This is a genomic window from Piscinibacterium candidicorallinum (assembly GCF_047549485.1).
Taxonomy (GTDB): Bacteria; Pseudomonadota; Gammaproteobacteria; order Burkholderiales; family Burkholderiaceae_C; genus Piscinibacterium; species Piscinibacterium candidicorallinum.
This window is the reverse complement of the sequence record NZ_CP180191.1, coordinates 744,227-761,226: the sequence shown is the minus strand read 5'-3', so window position 1 is coordinate 761,226 and position 17,000 is coordinate 744,227. Positions and strand designations below refer to the sequence as shown.

Sequence of the window (17,000 nt, the reverse complement as noted above, 5' to 3'; positions counted from 1 at the left end):
TCTTCGGCAAATTGATGAATCACATTTGTATGGCTGTAAGTGTTTCTTTTTAAGTAGATCGTGATTCGCCAGATTGTGAATCCGAATACCCGTTCTGCTGCCCAATCCCCGCGACGGGTGTCACACGCGCTTCCAGCAGCGTCTCGACACGCCGAAGCCGCAGCATCAGCTCGCGCTGCTCCTCATCGGAGAACAGATGCTTGTCTTCGACGAGGTGCATGATGATGTTGGCGATGATCATCGGGATGACGAAGAAGATCCAGAAGTGCCCGAACACGATGCCCGCCACACGCCCGGCGGGCGTTACGGGTGAAAGATCGCCATAGCCCACTGTGAGCGCGGTCACCACCGCCCACCAAAGTCCGTCGGTGAAGGGTTTGCTCTCCAGCAGCGCGAAGCTGGCCGCGCCGAGCACCAGGCTCACGGCATAGATGGACAGGATGAGCCAGATGCGGTTGGCGATGTAGATGAGCGCGGATTTCATGGCGGGCAGGAGCGGGGTGAGCAGCAAGCCGCGCATCTTGCCGCGTTGTGCCGCGAGCGGCAGCCCTCGCTAACCCGCGCGTCGGAGACTGCGGGGGGCACAGCGCCCAAACCACCGGGATCTACTTCTTGCCGCCTTCGGCGGCTGCTTCCTGTGCGATCTGCTGGATCCGCTCCATCATGGGCTTCATTCGCGACTGCGTCATCATCATGGACTTCTGCATCACCAAGGGCATCTTTTCAATGAAAGCCTGACCGGCTGGGGTTTGGTAGAACGCGATCAGGCCGTCCACTTCGGACTGCGTGAATGACTCGCGGTAGATCTGCATCGTCAACGGCTTCAGCTTGGCCCAGGAGAGTTCGTCCCGGATGACGCCGAGCATCTTGGCTTCCATCGCGTCCAACCGCTTTTCTTCTTCCGCGGACAGCGTACCGGGCATCATCTCGGTGCGCATTCGCTTCAGCATGGGCTGCATGGCGCTGAAGACCGCATCGATGTTGCGCTCCGCCCGTGACACCACCATCAAGGTCTCGAGCGAGGCCTCCGAGGGTTCAGCAGCCTGCACCCCGTGGGCGGCAAGCACGAGCGCTGCGGCGCAGAGCAGACGATTCAAGGCGAGCATGGAATCTCCCGGACTGATTGGATGGTGCGGGAGGACCCGCTGCACCTCAGTATGCAAGCTCGACGTGGTGGGCGTCACCTCGCCTAAACGGGTGCGTCAGACGCCTTAAGGCTGCGGCACCGCAAAGCGTTCACGCACTGCATGCAGCCCGAGCGCGTCAAGCATCTCCGTCAGGCGGCGTGCAGCGGCCTTGCCCGGCTGGTGCTTCTGGGTGGCGATGATGAGCTCGTTCTTCATCGAGTGCTCCCAGCCGACGAGTTCCGTCACCGTGACCTGGTAGCCGTGCGCCTGCAGGCGCAGGCAGCGCAGCACGTTGGTGACCTGGCTGCCGAATTCGCGTGTGTGCAGCGGGTGGCGCCAGAGCTCGGCGAGGCTCGTGCGCGCCAGCGCATCCGCCTTGCCCTGGCGGAAGACGGCGGCGACCTCGGCCTGACAGCAGGGCACGATGACCACGTGCTGCGCGCGCTTGGCCAGCGCGAAGTCGATCGCGTCGTCCGTGGCGGTGTTGCAGGCGTGCAGCGCGGTGACCACGTCGATCTGCTGCGGCAGCAGCGGGCTTTGCGTGGCCTGCGCGACCGAAAGGTTCAGGAACTCCATGCCCGAGAAGCCGGCGGCGCGCGCCAGTTCGCGGCTTTTTTCGACCAGCTCGGGCCGCGTCTCGATGCTCCAGAGCTTGAAGGCTTGCGCGCTCTGCTTGAAAAACAGGTCGTACAGGATGAAGCCGAGATAGCTCTTGCCGGCGCCGTGGTCCACGAGCGTGAGCGGCGTGTTGTCTGCGTGCACGGACTCACGAAGCAGCGGCTCGATGAACTGGAACAGGTGCTGGATCTGCTTGAGCTTGCGCCGGCTGTCCTGATTGAGCTTGCCCTCGCGAGTGAGGATGTGCAGGGCCTTGAGCAGCTCCACGCTGTGGCCGGCGAGTGGGTCGTCCTGCGCGGGCGCCGCGCCCGCGGGGCCAGGTTTGCTTGGGGTCTTGGATCGCGCCATCGGGCGGGATGGTAGCCCTCAGGCGAGGCCGCCTCGGTTCAGTCTGTCGCTCACTCTTTAATGCGAACGATTCTCATTTGTGTATTATTCGCAGTTGAGAATTATTTGCATTGGAGGGAAGAATGAGTAGAAAGCACCACAGAAAGCATCACCACAACGCACCCAAAGTCGCCGCAGCTCAGGCTATCTTGTCAGTGCCCACTTACACGCCTAGCCCTATGGGAGCGAGCCTGGGCGTACTCGTCACCGCCATCGCGCTGGGCGGCAGCCTGCCGGCTTGGGGGCAGGCGAATCCGACACCGAACAGCCCTCCGGCGCCGTCCAGCAGCCCTGCTCCTGCACCGGCCCCGGCACTCACGGGTGAGTCAAAGCCCGGTGCAGACGTCAAGTCGGACGCCAAGCCGGAGTCCGATGCCCCGGTGATCGACCGCCGCTACCGCGGCCCGGCCACCCAGCTCCCGCAACAGAGCATCAGCGGCAACGCCCCCACCGACAGCGGACTGAAGACCGGCCGCAGCCGCGTAGGCAAGATGGCGCAGGACCTCAAGGACATCCCGAACGCGGTGACGGTGATTCCCGAGCAGCTGATGGCCGACCGCAACGCCGACACGCTCAAGGAAGCGCTGCGCAACGTGGCGAGCCTGACCTTCAACGCGGGCGAAGGCGGCCGCGTAGGCGACAACATCACCCTGCGCGGCTACAGCGCCGTGGGCGACCTCTATCTGGACGGCCTGCGCGACATCGCGCAATACAACCGCGAGACCTTCAACCTGGAAAGCATCGACGTGCTACGCGGCAGCGCCGGCATGCTCTTCGGCCGCGGCGCCACCGGCGGCATCATCAACCAGGTGAGCAAGCAGCCGCGCGTGTACGACGTCTCCACAGTGGAACTGACCTACGGCACGAACGCCTACCGCCGCGCGACGGCCGATCTGCATGCCGCCGTGAACGCCACCACCGCGTTTCGCATGAGCGCGGTCAGCGCACAGTCCAACAGCTGGCGCAGCGGCCCCACGCAGCAGCGCGTGGGCCTGGCGCCCACCGTGGGCTGGGGCCTGGGCACGGATGATGAGCTGATCCTCGCGGCCTACTGGCTCAAGGACAACAACATCCCGGACTACGGCGTGCCCTTCTTCAACGGCCGCCCTGCGCCGGAGACAACACGCATGGATCCGAAGAGCTTCTTCGGCATCACCGAGACCGACTTCGACCGCAACCAGACAGGCATCCTCACCGGCACCTACCTCCACCGCTTCAGCAAGGACCTTGCCCTGCGCACCGTGCTGCGCAGCGGCCGGTACGAGCGCGACCTCTGGGCCGTGGCGCCGCGCTTTGCGGCGGGCACCACGGCGGTGAACGAGACCACCGTCATCAACCGTCAGCGCCAGGCGCGAGGCGGCGTGGAAGAAACGCTCACCAGCCAGACCGACCTCACGGGCGCCGCAACGCTTTGGGGCATGAAGCACGAGTTCCTCACCGGTGTGGAGCTGATGCGCGAGAAATCCACCCGCTGGACCAACATCACCACCGTGACCAACCCGGCCACCACGGCCCTCAACCCGACGCAACCGGTGCTGCCGCCGGAATATCTCGCCAACATCTCGCGCATCAACTTCAACTACTACACGGCAGACACCGTGGGCGTGTATGCGCAGGACACCGTGTCGGTCACGGACACCATCAAGCTCGTGGCGGGTCTGCGCTTTGATGACTTCTCGGCCGACTACAACCGGGTTGCCCCGCTGGGACCGCTCACGCGCACCGACAGGCAGTGGAGCAAGCGCGCCGGCCTGATCTGGCAACCCACCACCGAGATGAGCTACTACGCGAGCTGGGGCACGAGTTTCAACCCCTCGGGCGAGCTCTATCAATTGGACGACCGCAGCGCCAATACGCCGCCGGAGGAAAACCGCAACATCGAACTCGGTGCCAAGTTTGATCTGCTCGACGGTGACCTCGCCCTGCGCACTGCCCTGTTCCGCACTGAGAAGACCAACGAGCGCAACACCGATCTGTCCAATCCCACGGTCTTCCTGCTCAACGGGAAGCGGCATACCGACGGCGTGGAGATCGAGCTGGCCGGGCGCATCACCAAGGACTGGGAAGTCTTCGGTGCGTTGGCCGTGCTGCGCGGCAAGGTGGACGAAGCCAGCGGCCAGCAGGGCCCCAACAAGGGCAAGAAGCCCATCAACACGCCGGACTACACCTTCAGCCTATGGAGCAACTACCAGTTCACGCAGCGCTGGCGGGCCGGCCTGGGCGTGGAGGCCGTGGGCACGCGCTACGGCAACGCCACGAACACCAACGCGGTGCCCGCCTACGTGCGTACCGACGCCATGGTCGAGTACGCCGTGGACACCTGGAAGCTCAAGCTCAACCTCGTGAACCTGGCCGACACGCTGTACTACGAGGGCGTGTACTCAGGCCACGTGGTGCCGGGTGCGCGCCGCACGGCACAGCTCACATATTCGGTCCGCTTCTAGGAGCCTGCCATGCTGCTGCAGATTCCGGATGTGCTGAGTGGCGACGAGCTTGCGCGCGCCCGCGATCTGATGCGTGATGCCGACTGGGCGGATGGGCGCATCACGGCCGGCACGCAAAGCGCCCAGGTCAAGAACAATCAGCAGCTGCCCGAGACCAGCATGGCCGCCCGCGAGGCGCGCCAGCTGGTGCTCCAGGGTCTGGCCGCCAGCGCCCTGTTTATGACGGCGGCGCTGCCGCGCAAGATCTACCCGCCGCTCTTCAACCGCTACGCCGGTGCGGCCAACGCCTTCGGCAACCACATCGACAATGCCATCCGCACCTTCGCGCCCACGGCGCAGCATGTACGCACCGATGTTTCATGCACGCTGTTCCTGGCTGAGCCCGACGAGTACGAGGGTGGCGAGCTGGTGATCGAGGACACCTTCGGCAGCCAGCGGGTCAAGCTGCCCGCCGGTCACATGGTGCTTTACCCGGCCAGCAGCGTGCACCGTGTCGAGCCCGTCACGCGCGGCGCACGGCTGGCGAGCTTCTTCTGGGTGGAAAGCATGGTGCGCGACGATGCCCAGCGCCGCCTGCTCTTCGATCTCGACATGAGCGTGCTGGCCCTGCGCCAGCAGCAGGGCGAGACCGCCGAGGCCGTGAAGCTGACCGGGGTCTATCACAACCTGCTGCGCATGTGGGCGAGCACCTGAACGCAGGATTCGTACGCCACAACGACAACAGCCGCCCCTCCCGAGGCGGCTGTTGGGGCCGGAGGATGACGCCGCCCGGCTCGGCGGAGATGGCACGCCGATCGACCGGCGTGCGGGATGCGGTGCCTTATTCGGCGCGCAGCGCCACCGTGGTGTTGGCAGGCACATCAGCCTGCGCCAAGCTGACGCTCAGGTCACGCCAGGTCTCGGCCAGATCCTGTCCACAGCCGCGGCGCACATGCTCCACGGCGCGAGCAAGCACGGTTTCCTTGAAGCTGTTGGAGGCGCGCAGGACCAGATAGGTCTCGCGCTGGCTGGCATTCATGTCCACGGCGTGGATGCGATCCATGCGGTTCTGAGCCAGCACGAGCTCACGCTCGCTGATGCTGCCGCACAGGCGCGCAGCGGTGGCAAAGGTGTGGATGCTGGCGGCTTCGGCAATGCGCGTCTGCACGAGCGCGGCATCGTTGGCCTGAGCCAGTGTGGGCACCAGCCCGGCGAGCGCGCCGACGGCCAGACCGATGAGGATGGACTGCTTCATGTTGTTCCTTTCCTTGCGAGCGTCTGTGCGTTCGCATCGTGAAAGGGCGGCCCCGCTATCCATCGCTGCGCAAGCCGCGCCGCGCGTGGACCGGAGGCTTTGCGTCACGGCATCTCTGCCGCTTTGCCCCGTACGAAGGTTGTCGGCCGGGTTCCGAGGGACTTGAGGGCAAATTGTTCGGCTAGTACCGATCAGACGCGCTTTCCGCCTGTCCGCATCTTGCCGAGTCGATTTTCAACCGATCAATGAAAATCAGCCGGTTTTCAGGCGGATATCGGCGCTTCAATTGAAGATGCCGCTGGGCCGCTATCCGCTTGTGGCATGCGGACCTCGGCCGATTTTCTGCCTGAATTCAGGCGACGCATCTCACGCCGCAACCGTCTCCAGCACCTCGCGCACGGTGCCGAAAATCCGGTCGATCTCGGCCTTCTGCACGATCAGCGAGGGCGTGAAGGCGAGGATGTCTCCGGTGGTGCGGATCAGCACGCCCCGCTCGTAGCACTTCAGGAACACCTCGAAGGCCTTGGCCGTGGGGCTACCTGCGCGGCCCTGCAGTTCCACCGCACCCATCAGGCCCAGGTTGCGGCAGTCGATCACGTGCGGCGCCCCCTTGAGCGAATGCACCGCCAGCTCGAAGTAGGGGGCGAGCTCCGCGGCGCGTTGGAACAGCCCCTCCTCCTGATAGACCTGCTGCACGGCGATGCCGGCGGCGCAGGCCAGCGGGTGGCCGGAGTAGGTGTACCCATGAAAGAGCTCGATCATGTGCGGCGGGCCGCTCATGAAGGTGTCATAGATCTCGTCCTTGGCGAAGACCGCGCCCATCGGCACGGTGCCCGAGGTGATGCCTTTGGCCACGGTCATGAGGTCCGGCGTCACCCCCAGGGCCTGACTGCCGAAGGCGGTGCCCAGGCGGCCGAAGCCGGTGATCACTTCATCAAAGATCAGCAGGATGCCGTGCTTGTCGCAGATCTCGCGCAGGCGCTGCAGATAACCCACGGGCGGAATCAGCACGCCCGCCGAGCCCGCCACCGGCTCCACGATCACCGCGGCAATGGTGGATGCGTCGTGCAGCGCCACCAGACGCTCCAGCTCATCGGCGAGATGCGCGCCCCAGGCCGGCTGGCCGTGGCTGTAGGCCTGCTCCTTCAAATTCCAGGTCTGCGGCAGATGGTCCGTGCCCGCCATGAGCGTGCCGAACATCTTGCGGTTGGCCACCATGCCGCCCACCGCAATGCCGCCAAAGCCCACGCCGTGGTAGCCACGCTCGCGGCCGATCAGGCGCACACGCGAGCCTTCGCCGCGGGCACGGTGGTAGGCAATCGCGATCTTCAGGGCCGTGTCCACGCTCTCGCTGCCCGAGTTCGTGTAGAAGACCTTGTTGAGCGAGCCCGGCGTGATGTCTGCCAACCGGTTGGCCAGCTCGAATTGCAGGGGATTGCCCATCTGGAAGGGCGGCGCGTAGTCCAGCACGCCCGCCTGCTTCTGGATCGCCTCGACCACCCGCGGATGGTTGTGGCCCACATTGCAACACCATAGCCCGGCAATGCCATCCAGGATCTGCCGGCCCTGGTCGTCCCAGTAGTACATGCCCTTCGCCTTGGCGATGAGCCGCGGCGCCCCCTTGAACTGCCGGTTGGCCGTGAAGGGCATCCAGTAGTTGTTGAGCTCTTCGGACTTGAGGTGAAGTTCGTCGGAAACCAGCGTCATGTCAGAACTCCTGTTCACGTTGGTGGCGGATCGCAAGCACGAGCACCAGATTCAATTGGGGGACAAACTCGTAACGCACCTGAAAGCCGCCCTGCCCAAAGCGGATCGGCAAAAGCCGAAAGGCGCCCGCCTCGCGCCGACCGACTTCGGGCATCGTCGACAACAGACGAACCTGCTCCCGAATGGCGAGCAGCGCTCGCGCGCCGAGCGCTGGGTCGATCGTGGAGTAGAACGAATAGATGCGTTCGAAGTCGTCTGCAGTGCCTTCCGCAAATCTCACTTCGACCATGCGGTCGCTTCAGGCTTACGTGCCGGTTTGCCTGTCACCAGCGCGTCGAGGTAGGCCTCCATGTCGGCCTGACTCACGCTCTTGCCGTCACGCTTGAACTTGGCCCAGCGCTTCTCGGCGATTTCGAGAAACTCGACTTCCTGCTCAGCCTGTTCAATCGCACGCTTCAGTGTGTCGACCATCCACGCATGCGCATTGGTGTCCTTCGCCTGCGCTACAGCGGCGATGCGCTGCTTGAGTTCGTCGTCGATCTTGAGGCTGGTCGTGGGCATCGCCATCTCCAATTCGGTGTCACCATGGTAACACCGCACCCTTGCTGGGTCACTTCATCGTCGGCATCACAAACTGCGCGCCGTCCTTGATCCCGCTGGGCCAGCGCTGCATCACGCTCTTGTAGCGGGTGTAGAAGCGCACGCCCTCGGGGCCGTAGATGTGGTGGTCGCCGAACAGGCTGCGCTTCCAGCCGCCGAAGCTGTGAAAGCTCATCGGCACGGGGATGGGCACATTCACACCGACCATGCCGACCTGGATGCGCTGCACGAACTCGCGCGCCGCATCGCCATCGCGCGTGAACACCGCCGTGCCGTTGCCGTATTCGTGGGCATTGATCAGGTTCACGGCTTCATCGAAGGTCTGGACGCGCACCACGCTGAGCACCGGGCCGAAGATCTCTTCCTTGTAGATGCGCATGGCCGGCGTCACCTGATCGAACAGGCAGCCGCCCATGAAGAAGCCGCCGTCGGGCGTACCGGCCGGATGGGCCCGACCATCGACCACGAGCTGGGCACCCTCAGCCACGCCAAGGTCCACATAGCCCTTGACCTTGTTGAGGTGATCGCGCGTGACCAGCGGCCCCATGTCCATGCCGGAATCCCCAGAGGCCGCACCCTCACCCTGCAGACCGTTGCCGATCTTCAAGGTCCGGGCGCGTTCGGCCAGTGCATCCACCAGCTTGTCGCCGATGTCACCCACCGCCACGGCCACGGAAATCGCCATGCAGCGCTCACCGGCGCTGCCATAGCCCGCACCCACGAGGGCATCCACGGCCTGCTTGAGGTCAGCATCGGGCATGACCACCATGTGGTTCTTGGCCCCGCCCAGGGCCTGCACACGCTTGCCGTTGGCCGTACCGGTGGCGTAGATGTACTGCGCAATCGGCGTGGAACCCACAAAGCTCACCGCCTGCACCTCCGGGTGATGCAGGATGGCGTCCACACAGGTCTTGCCGCCCTGCACCACATTGAATACGCCGTCGGGCAGGCCGGCTTCCTTGAGCAGTTCGGCCACGATCAGCGAGCAGCTCGGGTCGCGCTCGCTGGGCTTGAGCACGAAGGTGTTGCCGCAGACCAGCGCGATGGGGATCATCCACAGCGGCACCATGAAGGGGAAGTTGAAGGGCGTGATGCCCGCCACGACCCCGAGCGGCTGACGCAGGGAGTAGGCATCGATGCCGCCGCCCACCTGGTCGGTGATCTCGCCCTTGAGCAGCTGCGGCGCACCACAGGCGAACTCCACCACTTCGAGGCCACGGGTGAACTCGCCCATGGCATCGGAGAAGACCTTGCCGTGCTCGCGCGTGATGGTGGCGGCAATGCGCTTGGCGTCGCGCTCCAGCAGCTCCTTGAACTTGAACATCACCCGCGCGCGGCGCAGCGGCGTTGTGGCCGCCCAGGCCGGGAAGGCGGAGGCGGCCGCAGCCACAGCCGCGGCCACGTCATCCGCATGGCCGGTGGTGACCTGCGCCGTGATCTCGCCGGTGGCCGGGTTGAACACAGGCGACACGTCTGCGGGACGGGCAGGGACGGCCGCGCCGTTGATCCAGTTCTGAATTTGCGTGACGGTGACAGGAGCGTTCATGGCGTTCTTCTGAATGGCATTCAAATTGAGAAAGGCTCAGCCAGCAGGCGCGCCAGGAAGGCGTCGCATTGGGCGATCTGGTCGATCTCCACATATTCATCAGGCTGGTGCGCCTGATCGATGTTGCCCGGGCCGATCACGATGGTGGGAATGCCCGCGCGCTGGAAAATGCCCGCTTCGGTCCCGAAGCTGACCTGGATCTTGCGATGGCTTCCGGCCAGGCGCGTGACATGGGCCAGCAGCGGATCGGCATCGGTCACGCCAAAGCCTTCGATGCTGGCAATGAACTGCACATCGATGCCGGCATCGGCCGCCACGGCCTTCATCTCGGGCTCGAGCGTTCGCGCGTAGGCCTTCAGTTCATCGAGCAGCGCGGCAAAGCTCGTGCCCGGCAGGGTACGCACATCGACCGTGAAGTCACAGCGCAGCGGGATGATGTTGGCGCCCGTGCCGCCCTCGATCATGGTGATGGAAAGCGTACTGGTGGGCACCGGATAGTTCGCATCCGGTGTCTCGGTGCTTGCGATCTGTGCAGCGCGCTCCTGAAGAAAATTCATCAGGCGGCTGGCGTAGTGGATCGCGTTCACACCCTGGTTCGTGTTGGCTGAATGCGCCTCCTTGCCGCGCACGCAGCAACGGAAGCGATGCGTGCCCTTGTGCGCCACGATCGGCTGCATCGAGGACGGCTCGCCGACGATGCAGGCCGAGACCTTCGCGCCGCTCTCCTGGATGTCCTTGATCAGCCCCCATACGCCGAAGCAGCCGACCTCTTCGTCATAGCTCAGCGCAAGATGGAAGGGCCGGCGGTCCGCCAACGGCGAGGCCAGGTAGCCGGGCACGGCATTGAGCGCGCAGGCGATAAAGCCTTTCATGTCGGCACTGCCGCGGCCGTAGAGTTTGCCGTCCCGTTCCGTGAGCGTGAACGGATCGGTGCTCCAGGGCTGGCCCACCACGGGCACCACATCCGTGTGACCACTCAGGATCACGCCAGGCTCGGCGCCCTCGCCCACCGTGGCGAACAAGTTGGCCTTCTTGCCGGTGCTGTCATAGATCAGGCGGCTTTTCACGCCTTGGGCGGCCAGCCAGTCGCGGCTGAATTCGATCAGGCCGAGATTGGATTCCGCCGACACGGTGTTGAAGCTGACGAGCTGGCGCAGCATCTCGACCGAGTTGCTCAGGCGCTGGGTGGGAAGCGGTGCATTCATGCGACCGAGTGTATGGGTGCACCCTGGCGGCGCACATCGGTTGCCGCCCCGAGCCGCCGCCGGTACAGCAGGCCGCTGCGGCGCAACATCCACCGGGACAGTTGCTGAAACTGCGCTCCCGCCATGCATGGCCCGGCGCGCCGCCCCTGCCTACACTCCAAGGCTTCCAGGAGTCTTGCCATGCAGTTGCTTGAACCGATCCTGGCCGATGCCCATGAGGCGACGGCCATCCGCCGACAAATTCATGCCAACCCTGAACTGCGCTTCGAGGAGTTCGCCACCGCCGACCTCGTGGCCGCACAGCTCACCGCCTGGGGGATCCCGATCCACCGCGGCCTGGGCGGCACGGGCGTAGTAGGCATCGTCAAGGGCACCGGCCAGGGCAAGAATGCCCAGCGGGCCATTGGCCTGCGCGCCGACATGGATGCCCTGCCCATCCAGGAGCACAACCAGTTTGCCCATGCCAGCAAGAACGCCGGCAAGATGCACGCCTGCGGTCATGACGGTCACACCGCCATGCTGCTGGCCGCGGCGAAGTACTTCAGCAAGCACCGTAACTTCGATGGCACGGTGTATCTGATCTTCCAGCCGGCCGAAGAAGGCGGCGGCGGCGCGCGCAGGATGATCGAGGACGGCATCTTCCGGCTCTTCCCGATGGATGCGGTCTTCGGCATGCACAACTGGCCGGGGCTGAAGGTCGGCACCTTTGCCATGACGCCAGGCCCGCAGATGGCCAGCTCCAATGAGTTCACCATCCGCATCACGGGCAAGGGTGCACACGCCGCCCTGCCCCATAACGGCTGCGACCCGGTCATGGTCGCGGTGAACATCGCCCAGGCCCTGCAGACCATCGTCACGCGCAACAAGAAGCCCATTGATGCGGCCGTGCTCTCCATTACCCAGATCCACACTGGCGACACCACCAATGTCATTCCGGACACCGCCATGCTCAACGGCACGGTGCGCACCTTCACGCTTGAGGTGCTGGATTTGATCGAAGCCCGTATGCGGGAGATCGTGGCCGGCGTCTGCGCCGCGTTCGGCGCCACGGCCGAGGTCGAGTTCCTGCGCAACTATCCACCCACCATCAACAGCGCACCCGAGGCGGCCTTCTGTGCCGACGTGGCGCGTGCCGTGGTGGGCAATGAAAACGTCGTGCCGAACGTCGAGCCCACCATGGGTGCGGAGGATTTCAGCTTCTTCCTGCTGGAAAAGCCTGGCTGCTACGTGTTCATTGGTAACGGCGACGGCGCCCACCGCGAGATGGGTCACGGACTGGGCCCCTGCAACCTGCACAACCCGAGCTACGACTTCAACGACGAGCTGATTCCGCTGGGCGCCACCTATTGGGTGCGGCTGGCGGAGATGTGGTTTGCGCAGGATCACCAAGCCTAGAAGTCCATTTCATGCGGTTCTCCAGACCAAAAAGGCTGGAAAGCCGCACCAGACAAGCGGAAAGGCCTCCCGGGAGGCCTTTCTTTCTGTTGAAGAGACTGAAGGACGCGCACCTTGATCGCCCTGGATGCCGCCACTGCCAGCCGCTACGCGCGGCTGGCGCTGAAAAACATCGTCGAGCCCTGGCCGCACAAGCTGGACCATCTCATCAATGGCCCGGAGGACCTGACGGCGCCGCGCGTACAGCACCCCGCTTTCTGGGGCAGCTATGACTGGCACAGCTGCGTGCACATGCACTGGAGCCTCGCACGGCTGCTGCGGCTGTTTCCGGACCTGCCCGAGCGCAACGCCACTGCGGCCGCCTTTGATGCGCACCTGAACCGCGACACCATCGCCGGCGAGCTGGCCTATCTGGCGCAGCCCGGCCGCGGCAGCTTTGAGCGGCCCTATGGTTGGGGCTGGTTGCTGAAGCTGGCGGCCGAGCTGGTGCTGCTCACCCGCGAGCAGGGCACGGCGGACCTGGGCGCCAAGCGATGGGCTGAAGCCATCGCGCCGCTGGCGACCGCATTTCACGACCGCTTCATCGAATTCCTGCCCCGTGCGGACTACCCCAACCGCGCCGGCACGCATGGCAACTCCGCCTTTGCGCTGCTGCTGGCGCTCGACGCGTGCGCCGTGACGGCCAGCCCCGCGCTCACACAACTCATCCACCGCAAGGCGCACGACTGGTTCGGGCGGGACCGCCGCTACCCCGCGGAGTACGAACCCTCGGGCAGCGACTTCCTGTCCGCCGGCCTGTGCGAGGCCGCACTCATGAGCCGCGTGGTGGACGGCTGCGACTATGCCGACTGGTGGCAGGCCTTCCGGCCCACGGATGCGGCGCTGGCCACCTGGCTCGCGCCCGCCAAGGTAAGCGACCGGATCGACCCGCAGATCGTGCACCTGGACGGGCTGAACCTCTCGCGCGTGTGGTGCTGGCGCATGATCGCCGCGCAGACGGATGTGCCGCGCGAAGTGATCGAACGCGCGATCGATGCACATCTGGCCGCCAGCCTGCCGCATGTGGCCGTGGGCGACTTTGGTGCCACCCATTGGCTGGCGAGCTTCGCCCTGCTGGCCCTGACCGAGCCCGTGGTGCCACTCGCCGGGCCGGCTGCGCTGAACTAGCCTCAGTGCGTCACGGGCGACGGTCGTTATCACCGACGCGCTCGGCACCGGTGGCGAAGTAGTTGCCCTGGCTGTTGTAGGAGATCGGCTGCTCGTTGCGGAACATGTCCGACAGCGCCATGAAGGTCTGCGCATCGACCACCAGCTGCGTGGCTGTGCTCTGCCCCTTCAGGGTGTAGTAGAAGTAGAACTCCTTGCTGCCGGCGTTGTAGCCGAGCATGTAACTCTGCACTTGGGTCCACATGTTGGGCGCTCCGTGTGTGGTGCTGGAGCCCGGAAGATACGAAGCTCGGCAGGCCGCGCACATCACCGAAAACCGGCTTGCGCCCGGCCGGGGCGCTGAGCGGTTTTCAAGCAAGCTCTGAAAAGCCCTCGCTTTCGCATGGGCCTACCCAATCGCTAGGATCAACGCTGACAAGAAGCATCGCGCTGGCCCACAGTCCACGCGCGGGCCAACACACCGGGAGACTCGCGCGCATGAGCGTCATTACCAACATCGAAGACCTGCGCAAGCTGGCTCAGAAGCGCGTGCCGCGCATGTTCTACGACTACGCGGACTCCGGCAGCTGGACGGAGTCCACCTACCGCGCGAACGAAAGCGATTTCCAGCGCATCAAGTTCCGCCAGCGTGTCGCGGTGGACATGACCCACCGCTCGCTGGACACCACCATGGTGGGCCAGAAGGTGAGCATGCCCGTGGCGATTGCGCCTACGGGCCTGACCGGCATGCAGCACGCTGACGGTGAGATCCTCGCGGCGCGGGCAGCCGAGAAGTTCGGCGTGCCCTTCACCCTGTCCACCATGAGCATCTGCTCGATCGAGGATGTGGCCGAGCACACCACGGCCCCCTTCTGGTTCCAGCTCTATGTGATGAAGGACCGCGAGTTCATCAACCGGCTGATCGACCGCGCCAAGGCGGCGCGCTGCTCGGCGCTGGTGCTCACATTGGACCTGCAGATCATCGGCCAGCGCCACAAAGATCTGAAGAACGGCCTGTCCGCGCCGCCCAAGCTCACGATCCCGAACATCATCAACATGGCCACCAAGCCTCGCTGGTGCCTGGGCATGCTGGGCACGCAGCGCCGCACCTTCCGCAACATCGTCGGCCATGCAAGCAATGTGTCGAACATGAGCAGCCTGTCCGCCTGGACGGCCGAGCAGTTCGACCCCAAGCTCTCCTGGGACGACGTGAAGTGGATCCAGGACCGCTGGGGCGGCAAGCTCATCATCAAGGGCATCCTTGACGCCGAGGACGCCGAGCGCGCCGTGCAGACGGGTGCGGACGCCATCATCGTTAGCAACCACGGCGGCCGCCAGCTCGACGGTGCACGCTCCTCCATCGAGGTGCTGCCCGAGATCGTGCGCGCCGTGGGCGACAAGATCGAAGTGCACATCGACGGCGGCATCCGCAGCGGGCAGGACGTGCTGCGGGCCTGGGCGCTGGGCGCACGCGGCACCTACATCGGCCGCGCCTTCCTGTACGGCCTGGGCGCCATGGGCGAGGCCGGCGTGACCAAGGCGCTGGAGATCATCCGCAAGGAGCTGGACGTCACGATGGCGTTTACCGGTCATCGCCTGCTCACGGATGTGGACAAGCGCATCCTCGTCCCCGGCACCTACCCGGAATAGCGGCCCCGCTCAAACAGGCAGGTTCAGCAGCGCAGAGGCGCGGACCCGTTCGTCTGCACTGAACCAGCGATTGAGCAGCGCGTCGGCCTGCGCCGGCGTGGCGGCACCTTGCTCGCCCAGCGCCCGCCACTCGCGCCCAGCCTCGGCAATGCGACGGTCAAAGTCTGCCCAGCGGGCCTGCAGTTCGGCTACGGCCGCGCTGGCCTGGGCGCTGGCTGATGGGGTGGTGAGCGCGAGTGAGGCCGCGGACGAGGCCGCCGCTGCGCCTGTGTCAGCCGCCCCCCCTAACCGAGCCTCAAGCGCACGGTGATCGTCACCAAAGAAGGCCTCCGCCCACTGCGGCCCAAGCTGAGCCTGCTGTGCGGCCTTGAGCGCCGCTGCACGAGCGCGCAGGTCTGCAGCCCGCGCACCCGGCTCGGCGGCAATGGCGATGTAGCCGCGCCAGAGCGTGCGAATCTGCTGCGCGGCCACCTCCCCGCAGGCGGCTTTGGCATCCTGCTCAAGCAGCGCTTCAACTTCGAGCGCATCCAGGCGGTCCGCCGCGCCGCTGGGCGCAAGCGCCTGTGAATACCAGTCGAAACGCCGACGCACCTCGATGCTTGGCGCAAGGCCGCCCGCAGCGCAGGGCAGGCTGCCATCCGGGCTGCTGTTCGCCAGCGGCCCGGCCGCAAGGCGCGCCCGGAGGGCAGGCAGGTCGTGCGCGCGCTGCGGTAACGGCAATGCAGCGGCCAAGGACACACCGTGCACTGGGTCAGACCCGACCGTAGCTGCGCCCAAGGCAGCCGCGGCTGGTGCGGCGTCGGCTGGGGGGAGATCCCCCAGCCCCCACCACAGTGCCAGAGCACCCGCGGCCCCAAGCGCGCAGGCCGCAAGCACAAGGCGGCTGCGCCGCGTCAGCTGCAGTGCCACGCGATCACAGACCCAGATTTCTCAGGCGGTTCGCATGCGCGCGATAGAAGCCGACCGGGTCCGGCGCAAACAGCCCGCGCAGGCCAAAGACCTGATTGGCTTCGTCACCGTGGTTCCAGGGGTAGTCATCGCGCAGCACCGTGCCCCAACGCGACGAGCACTGGCTGACCAGTCCGTCGTTTTGCTCAAAGCCAAAGAAGGTCGAGGTCAGGCCCAGGGTGCCGTCCGAGATGTCCAGCACGTTGGTCAGCACGGCGGTGCCGCCGGCCGAGAAGTAGCGCACACCATTGACGGTTGCGGCACCGCTGCCACAGCGGCTGGTGGGCGCGGCCTGCGGAAAGCGGCGGTTGAAGTCCGCCGCGCCCGCCGTGGTGAGTTCCAACAGCGCGGCCAGCGAGTTCTGCGGCCGACCGGGGTTGCCGGAGAGAAAGCCGATCAGTCCGGCGAGAGAATTGGCGATCTGCGCCGCAATCCCGGTGGTACCCGTCACGCTCACGATGGCGTTGATGCCGTCGGCCGTCTTGCTGCCGGCATGCGGTGTGCCCACCGAGGTGACGGAGGCCACCAGGTCCGGCCGGACGGCGGCCACATAGCGGATGGTCTGCCCACCATGGCTGTGGCCGATCAGGTTGAACTTCTGGGCGCCGGTGCGCGCCTTGATGCTCTCCAGCTCGCGCAGCAGCTGCTCGCCGCGCACCACCGAGTTGTTGGCCTGGGACACCGCGGCGGTGTAGACCGTGGCGCCGCTGGATCGCAGGCTGTCCGGCACCCGCCAGAAGTAGTCGACCGGCCCGAGCGCCTCAAAACCGAACAGACCGTGCACCAGAACGATCGGGTGTCTCGTCTGCGTGTAACCCTGGGCGAACGCCGGCAGGGTCAGACTGGACCACAGGCACAACAACAGCAAAGACAGGCACCGCTTGATCATCACTACGCCCTCCGCTGAATTTCGCCCTTCGAAATGAGGGCGCAGCGGATTTCAATGAGTGAAATTCAGCCTGACAAGGTGCGGTGCAGCACGATCGTTCGTTT

Annotated in this window: 17 protein-coding genes and 1 riboswitch; of the genes, 5 read left to right on the top strand and 12 right to left on the bottom strand. The window is 65.4% G+C overall.

The genetic code is table 11. From position 1 onward, the window contains the following. Positions 1-49 precede the first annotated feature (49 nt). From ACMDW7_RS03420 to ACMDW7_RS03410, 3 genes are all read right to left on the bottom strand, one after another. A complete protein-coding gene (locus ACMDW7_RS03420; RefSeq protein WP_377305560.1) occupies positions 50-484 on the bottom strand; it encodes a potassium channel family protein in 435 nt (144 codons plus the stop codon). A 121-nt stretch (positions 485-605) separates the two neighbouring features. Beyond that, positions 606-1,184, bottom strand: coding sequence for a DUF2059 domain-containing protein (locus ACMDW7_RS03415; RefSeq protein ID WP_377305562.1), 579 nt, complete (start codon positions 1,182-1,184; stop codon positions 606-608). 27 nt (positions 1,185-1,211) lie between these two features. Continuing rightward, on the bottom strand, positions 1,212-2,093 hold the full coding sequence (locus ACMDW7_RS03410; RefSeq protein ID WP_377305564.1) for a class I SAM-dependent methyltransferase: 882 nt from the start codon (positions 2,091-2,093) through the stop codon (positions 1,212-1,214). A 218-nt stretch (positions 2,094-2,311) separates the two neighbouring features. Between ACMDW7_RS03410 and ACMDW7_RS03405 the strand changes: the two genes are divergently transcribed. Further along, a complete protein-coding gene (locus ACMDW7_RS03405) occupies positions 2,312-4,576 on the top strand; it encodes a TonB-dependent receptor (protein WP_377305566.1) in 2,265 nt (754 codons plus the stop codon). A gap of 9 nt (positions 4,577-4,585) precedes the next feature. Beyond that, positions 4,586-5,269, top strand: coding sequence for a Fe2+-dependent dioxygenase (locus tag ACMDW7_RS03400; protein WP_377305568.1), 684 nt, complete (start codon positions 4,586-4,588; stop codon positions 5,267-5,269). A gap of 127 nt (positions 5,270-5,396) precedes the next feature. Here the strand turns inward: ACMDW7_RS03400 and ACMDW7_RS03395 are convergent, their stop codons facing one another. The 6 genes from ACMDW7_RS03395 to argE form a co-directional block, all read right to left on the bottom strand. After that, positions 5,397-5,810 carry a hypothetical protein gene (locus tag ACMDW7_RS03395; RefSeq protein WP_377305570.1) on the bottom strand — a complete coding sequence of 138 codons (414 nt, stop codon included), beginning with the start codon at positions 5,808-5,810 and terminating at the stop codon, positions 5,397-5,399. Positions 5,811-5,852: 42 nt separating this feature from the next. Then, positions 5,853-5,948: riboswitch (cyclic di-GMP riboswitch) on the bottom strand. A gap of 228 nt (positions 5,949-6,176) precedes the next feature. Then, entirely contained in the window at positions 6,177-7,517 is a 1,341-nt protein-coding gene (locus ACMDW7_RS03390) for an aspartate aminotransferase family protein (protein ID WP_377305572.1), read from the bottom strand. A 1-nt stretch (position 7,518) separates the two neighbouring features. Further along, positions 7,519-7,806 (bottom strand): type II toxin-antitoxin system RelE/ParE family toxin, encoded by a 288-nt coding sequence (locus tag ACMDW7_RS03385; RefSeq protein WP_377305574.1) that lies wholly within the window; start codon positions 7,804-7,806, stop codon positions 7,519-7,521. Continuing rightward, entirely contained in the window at positions 7,794-8,078 is a 285-nt protein-coding gene (locus tag ACMDW7_RS03380) for a CopG family ribbon-helix-helix protein (RefSeq protein WP_377305576.1), read from the bottom strand. Before ACMDW7_RS03380 ends, ACMDW7_RS03385 begins: the two co-directional genes overlap by 13 nt. Positions 8,079-8,127: 49 nt before the next feature. Beyond that, entirely contained in the window at positions 8,128-9,663 is a 1,536-nt protein-coding gene (locus ACMDW7_RS03375; protein ID WP_377305578.1) for a CoA-acylating methylmalonate-semialdehyde dehydrogenase, read from the bottom strand. Positions 9,664-9,683: 20 nt separating this feature from the next. Further along, positions 9,684-10,868, bottom strand: a complete 1,185-nt coding sequence (gene argE / locus ACMDW7_RS03370) for an acetylornithine deacetylase (protein WP_377305580.1) — start codon at positions 10,866-10,868, stop codon at positions 9,684-9,686. A 180-nt stretch (positions 10,869-11,048) separates the two neighbouring features. On the opposite strand from argE, the gene ACMDW7_RS03365 reads away from it, so the two are divergent. Together ACMDW7_RS03365 and ACMDW7_RS03360 are read left to right on the top strand one after the other, a co-directional pair. Next, positions 11,049-12,263, top strand: a complete 1,215-nt coding sequence (locus ACMDW7_RS03365; RefSeq protein WP_377305582.1) for a M20 aminoacylase family protein — start codon at positions 11,049-11,051, stop codon at positions 12,261-12,263. 114 nt (positions 12,264-12,377) lie between these two features. Further along, positions 12,378-13,430, top strand: a complete 1,053-nt coding sequence (locus ACMDW7_RS03360) for a DUF2891 domain-containing protein (protein ID WP_377305584.1) — start codon at positions 12,378-12,380, stop codon at positions 13,428-13,430. Between the two features lie 10 nt (positions 13,431-13,440). Here the strand turns inward: ACMDW7_RS03360 and ACMDW7_RS03355 are convergent, their stop codons facing one another. Continuing rightward, complete coding sequence (locus ACMDW7_RS03355; RefSeq protein WP_377305585.1) at positions 13,441-13,674, bottom strand: hypothetical protein; 234 nt, start codon at positions 13,672-13,674, stop codon at positions 13,441-13,443. A gap of 233 nt (positions 13,675-13,907) precedes the next feature. Between ACMDW7_RS03355 and ACMDW7_RS03350 the strand changes: the two genes are divergently transcribed. Continuing rightward, the gene (locus ACMDW7_RS03350) at positions 13,908-15,059 is read left to right on the top strand and encodes an L-lactate dehydrogenase (RefSeq protein WP_377305587.1); all 1,152 of its coding nucleotides are present in this window, start codon (positions 13,908-13,910) and stop codon (positions 15,057-15,059) included. A 9-nt stretch (positions 15,060-15,068) separates the two neighbouring features. Here ACMDW7_RS03350 and ACMDW7_RS03345 read toward each other — a convergent pair whose 3' ends face one another. Then, positions 15,069-15,791, bottom strand: a complete 723-nt coding sequence (locus tag ACMDW7_RS03345) for a hypothetical protein (protein WP_377305589.1) — start codon at positions 15,789-15,791, stop codon at positions 15,069-15,071. A 181-nt stretch (positions 15,792-15,972) separates the two neighbouring features. Further along, the gene (locus ACMDW7_RS03340) at positions 15,973-16,896 is read right to left on the bottom strand and encodes an esterase/lipase family protein (RefSeq protein ID WP_377305591.1); all 924 of its coding nucleotides are present in this window, start codon (positions 16,894-16,896) and stop codon (positions 15,973-15,975) included. Positions 16,897-17,000: the final 104 nt, after the last annotated feature.

Bases quoted from the DNA above. Each gene is read 5' to 3' on its own strand.
- ACMDW7_RS03420 (WP_377305560.1), bottom strand. From the start codon at position 484: ATGAAATCCGCGCTCATCTACATCGCCAACCGCATCTGGCTCATCCTG.
- ACMDW7_RS03410 (WP_377305564.1), bottom strand. From the start codon at position 2,093: ATGGCGCGATCCAAGACCCCAAGCAAACCTGGCCCCGCGGGCGCGGCG.
- ACMDW7_RS03405 (WP_377305566.1), top strand. From the start codon at position 2,312: ATGGGAGCGAGCCTGGGCGTACTCGTCACCGCCATCGCGCTGGGCGGC.
- ACMDW7_RS03400 (WP_377305568.1), top strand. From the start codon at position 4,586: ATGCTGCTGCAGATTCCGGATGTGCTGAGTGGCGACGAGCTTGCGCGC.
- ACMDW7_RS03395 (WP_377305570.1), bottom strand. From the start codon at position 5,810: ATGAAGCAGTCCATCCTCATCGGTCTGGCCGTCGGCGCGCTCGCCGGG.
- ACMDW7_RS03390 (WP_377305572.1), bottom strand. From the start codon at position 7,517: ATGACGCTGGTTTCCGACGAACTTCACCTCAAGTCCGAAGAGCTCAAC.
- ACMDW7_RS03385 (WP_377305574.1), bottom strand. From the start codon at position 7,806: ATGGTCGAAGTGAGATTTGCGGAAGGCACTGCAGACGACTTCGAACGC.
- ACMDW7_RS03380 (WP_377305576.1), bottom strand. From the start codon at position 8,078: ATGCCCACGACCAGCCTCAAGATCGACGACGAACTCAAGCAGCGCATC.
- ACMDW7_RS03375 (WP_377305578.1), bottom strand. From the start codon at position 9,663: ATGAACGCTCCTGTCACCGTCACGCAAATTCAGAACTGGATCAACGGC.
- argE (WP_377305580.1), bottom strand. From the start codon at position 10,868: ATGAATGCACCGCTTCCCACCCAGCGCCTGAGCAACTCGGTCGAGATG.
- ACMDW7_RS03365 (WP_377305582.1), top strand. From the start codon at position 11,049: ATGCAGTTGCTTGAACCGATCCTGGCCGATGCCCATGAGGCGACGGCC.
- ACMDW7_RS03355 (WP_377305585.1), bottom strand. From the start codon at position 13,674: ATGTGGACCCAAGTGCAGAGTTACATGCTCGGCTACAACGCCGGCAGC.
- ACMDW7_RS03350 (WP_377305587.1), top strand. From the start codon at position 13,908: ATGAGCGTCATTACCAACATCGAAGACCTGCGCAAGCTGGCTCAGAAG.
- ACMDW7_RS03340 (WP_377305591.1), bottom strand. From the start codon at position 16,896: ATGATCAAGCGGTGCCTGTCTTTGCTGTTGTTGTGCCTGTGGTCCAGT.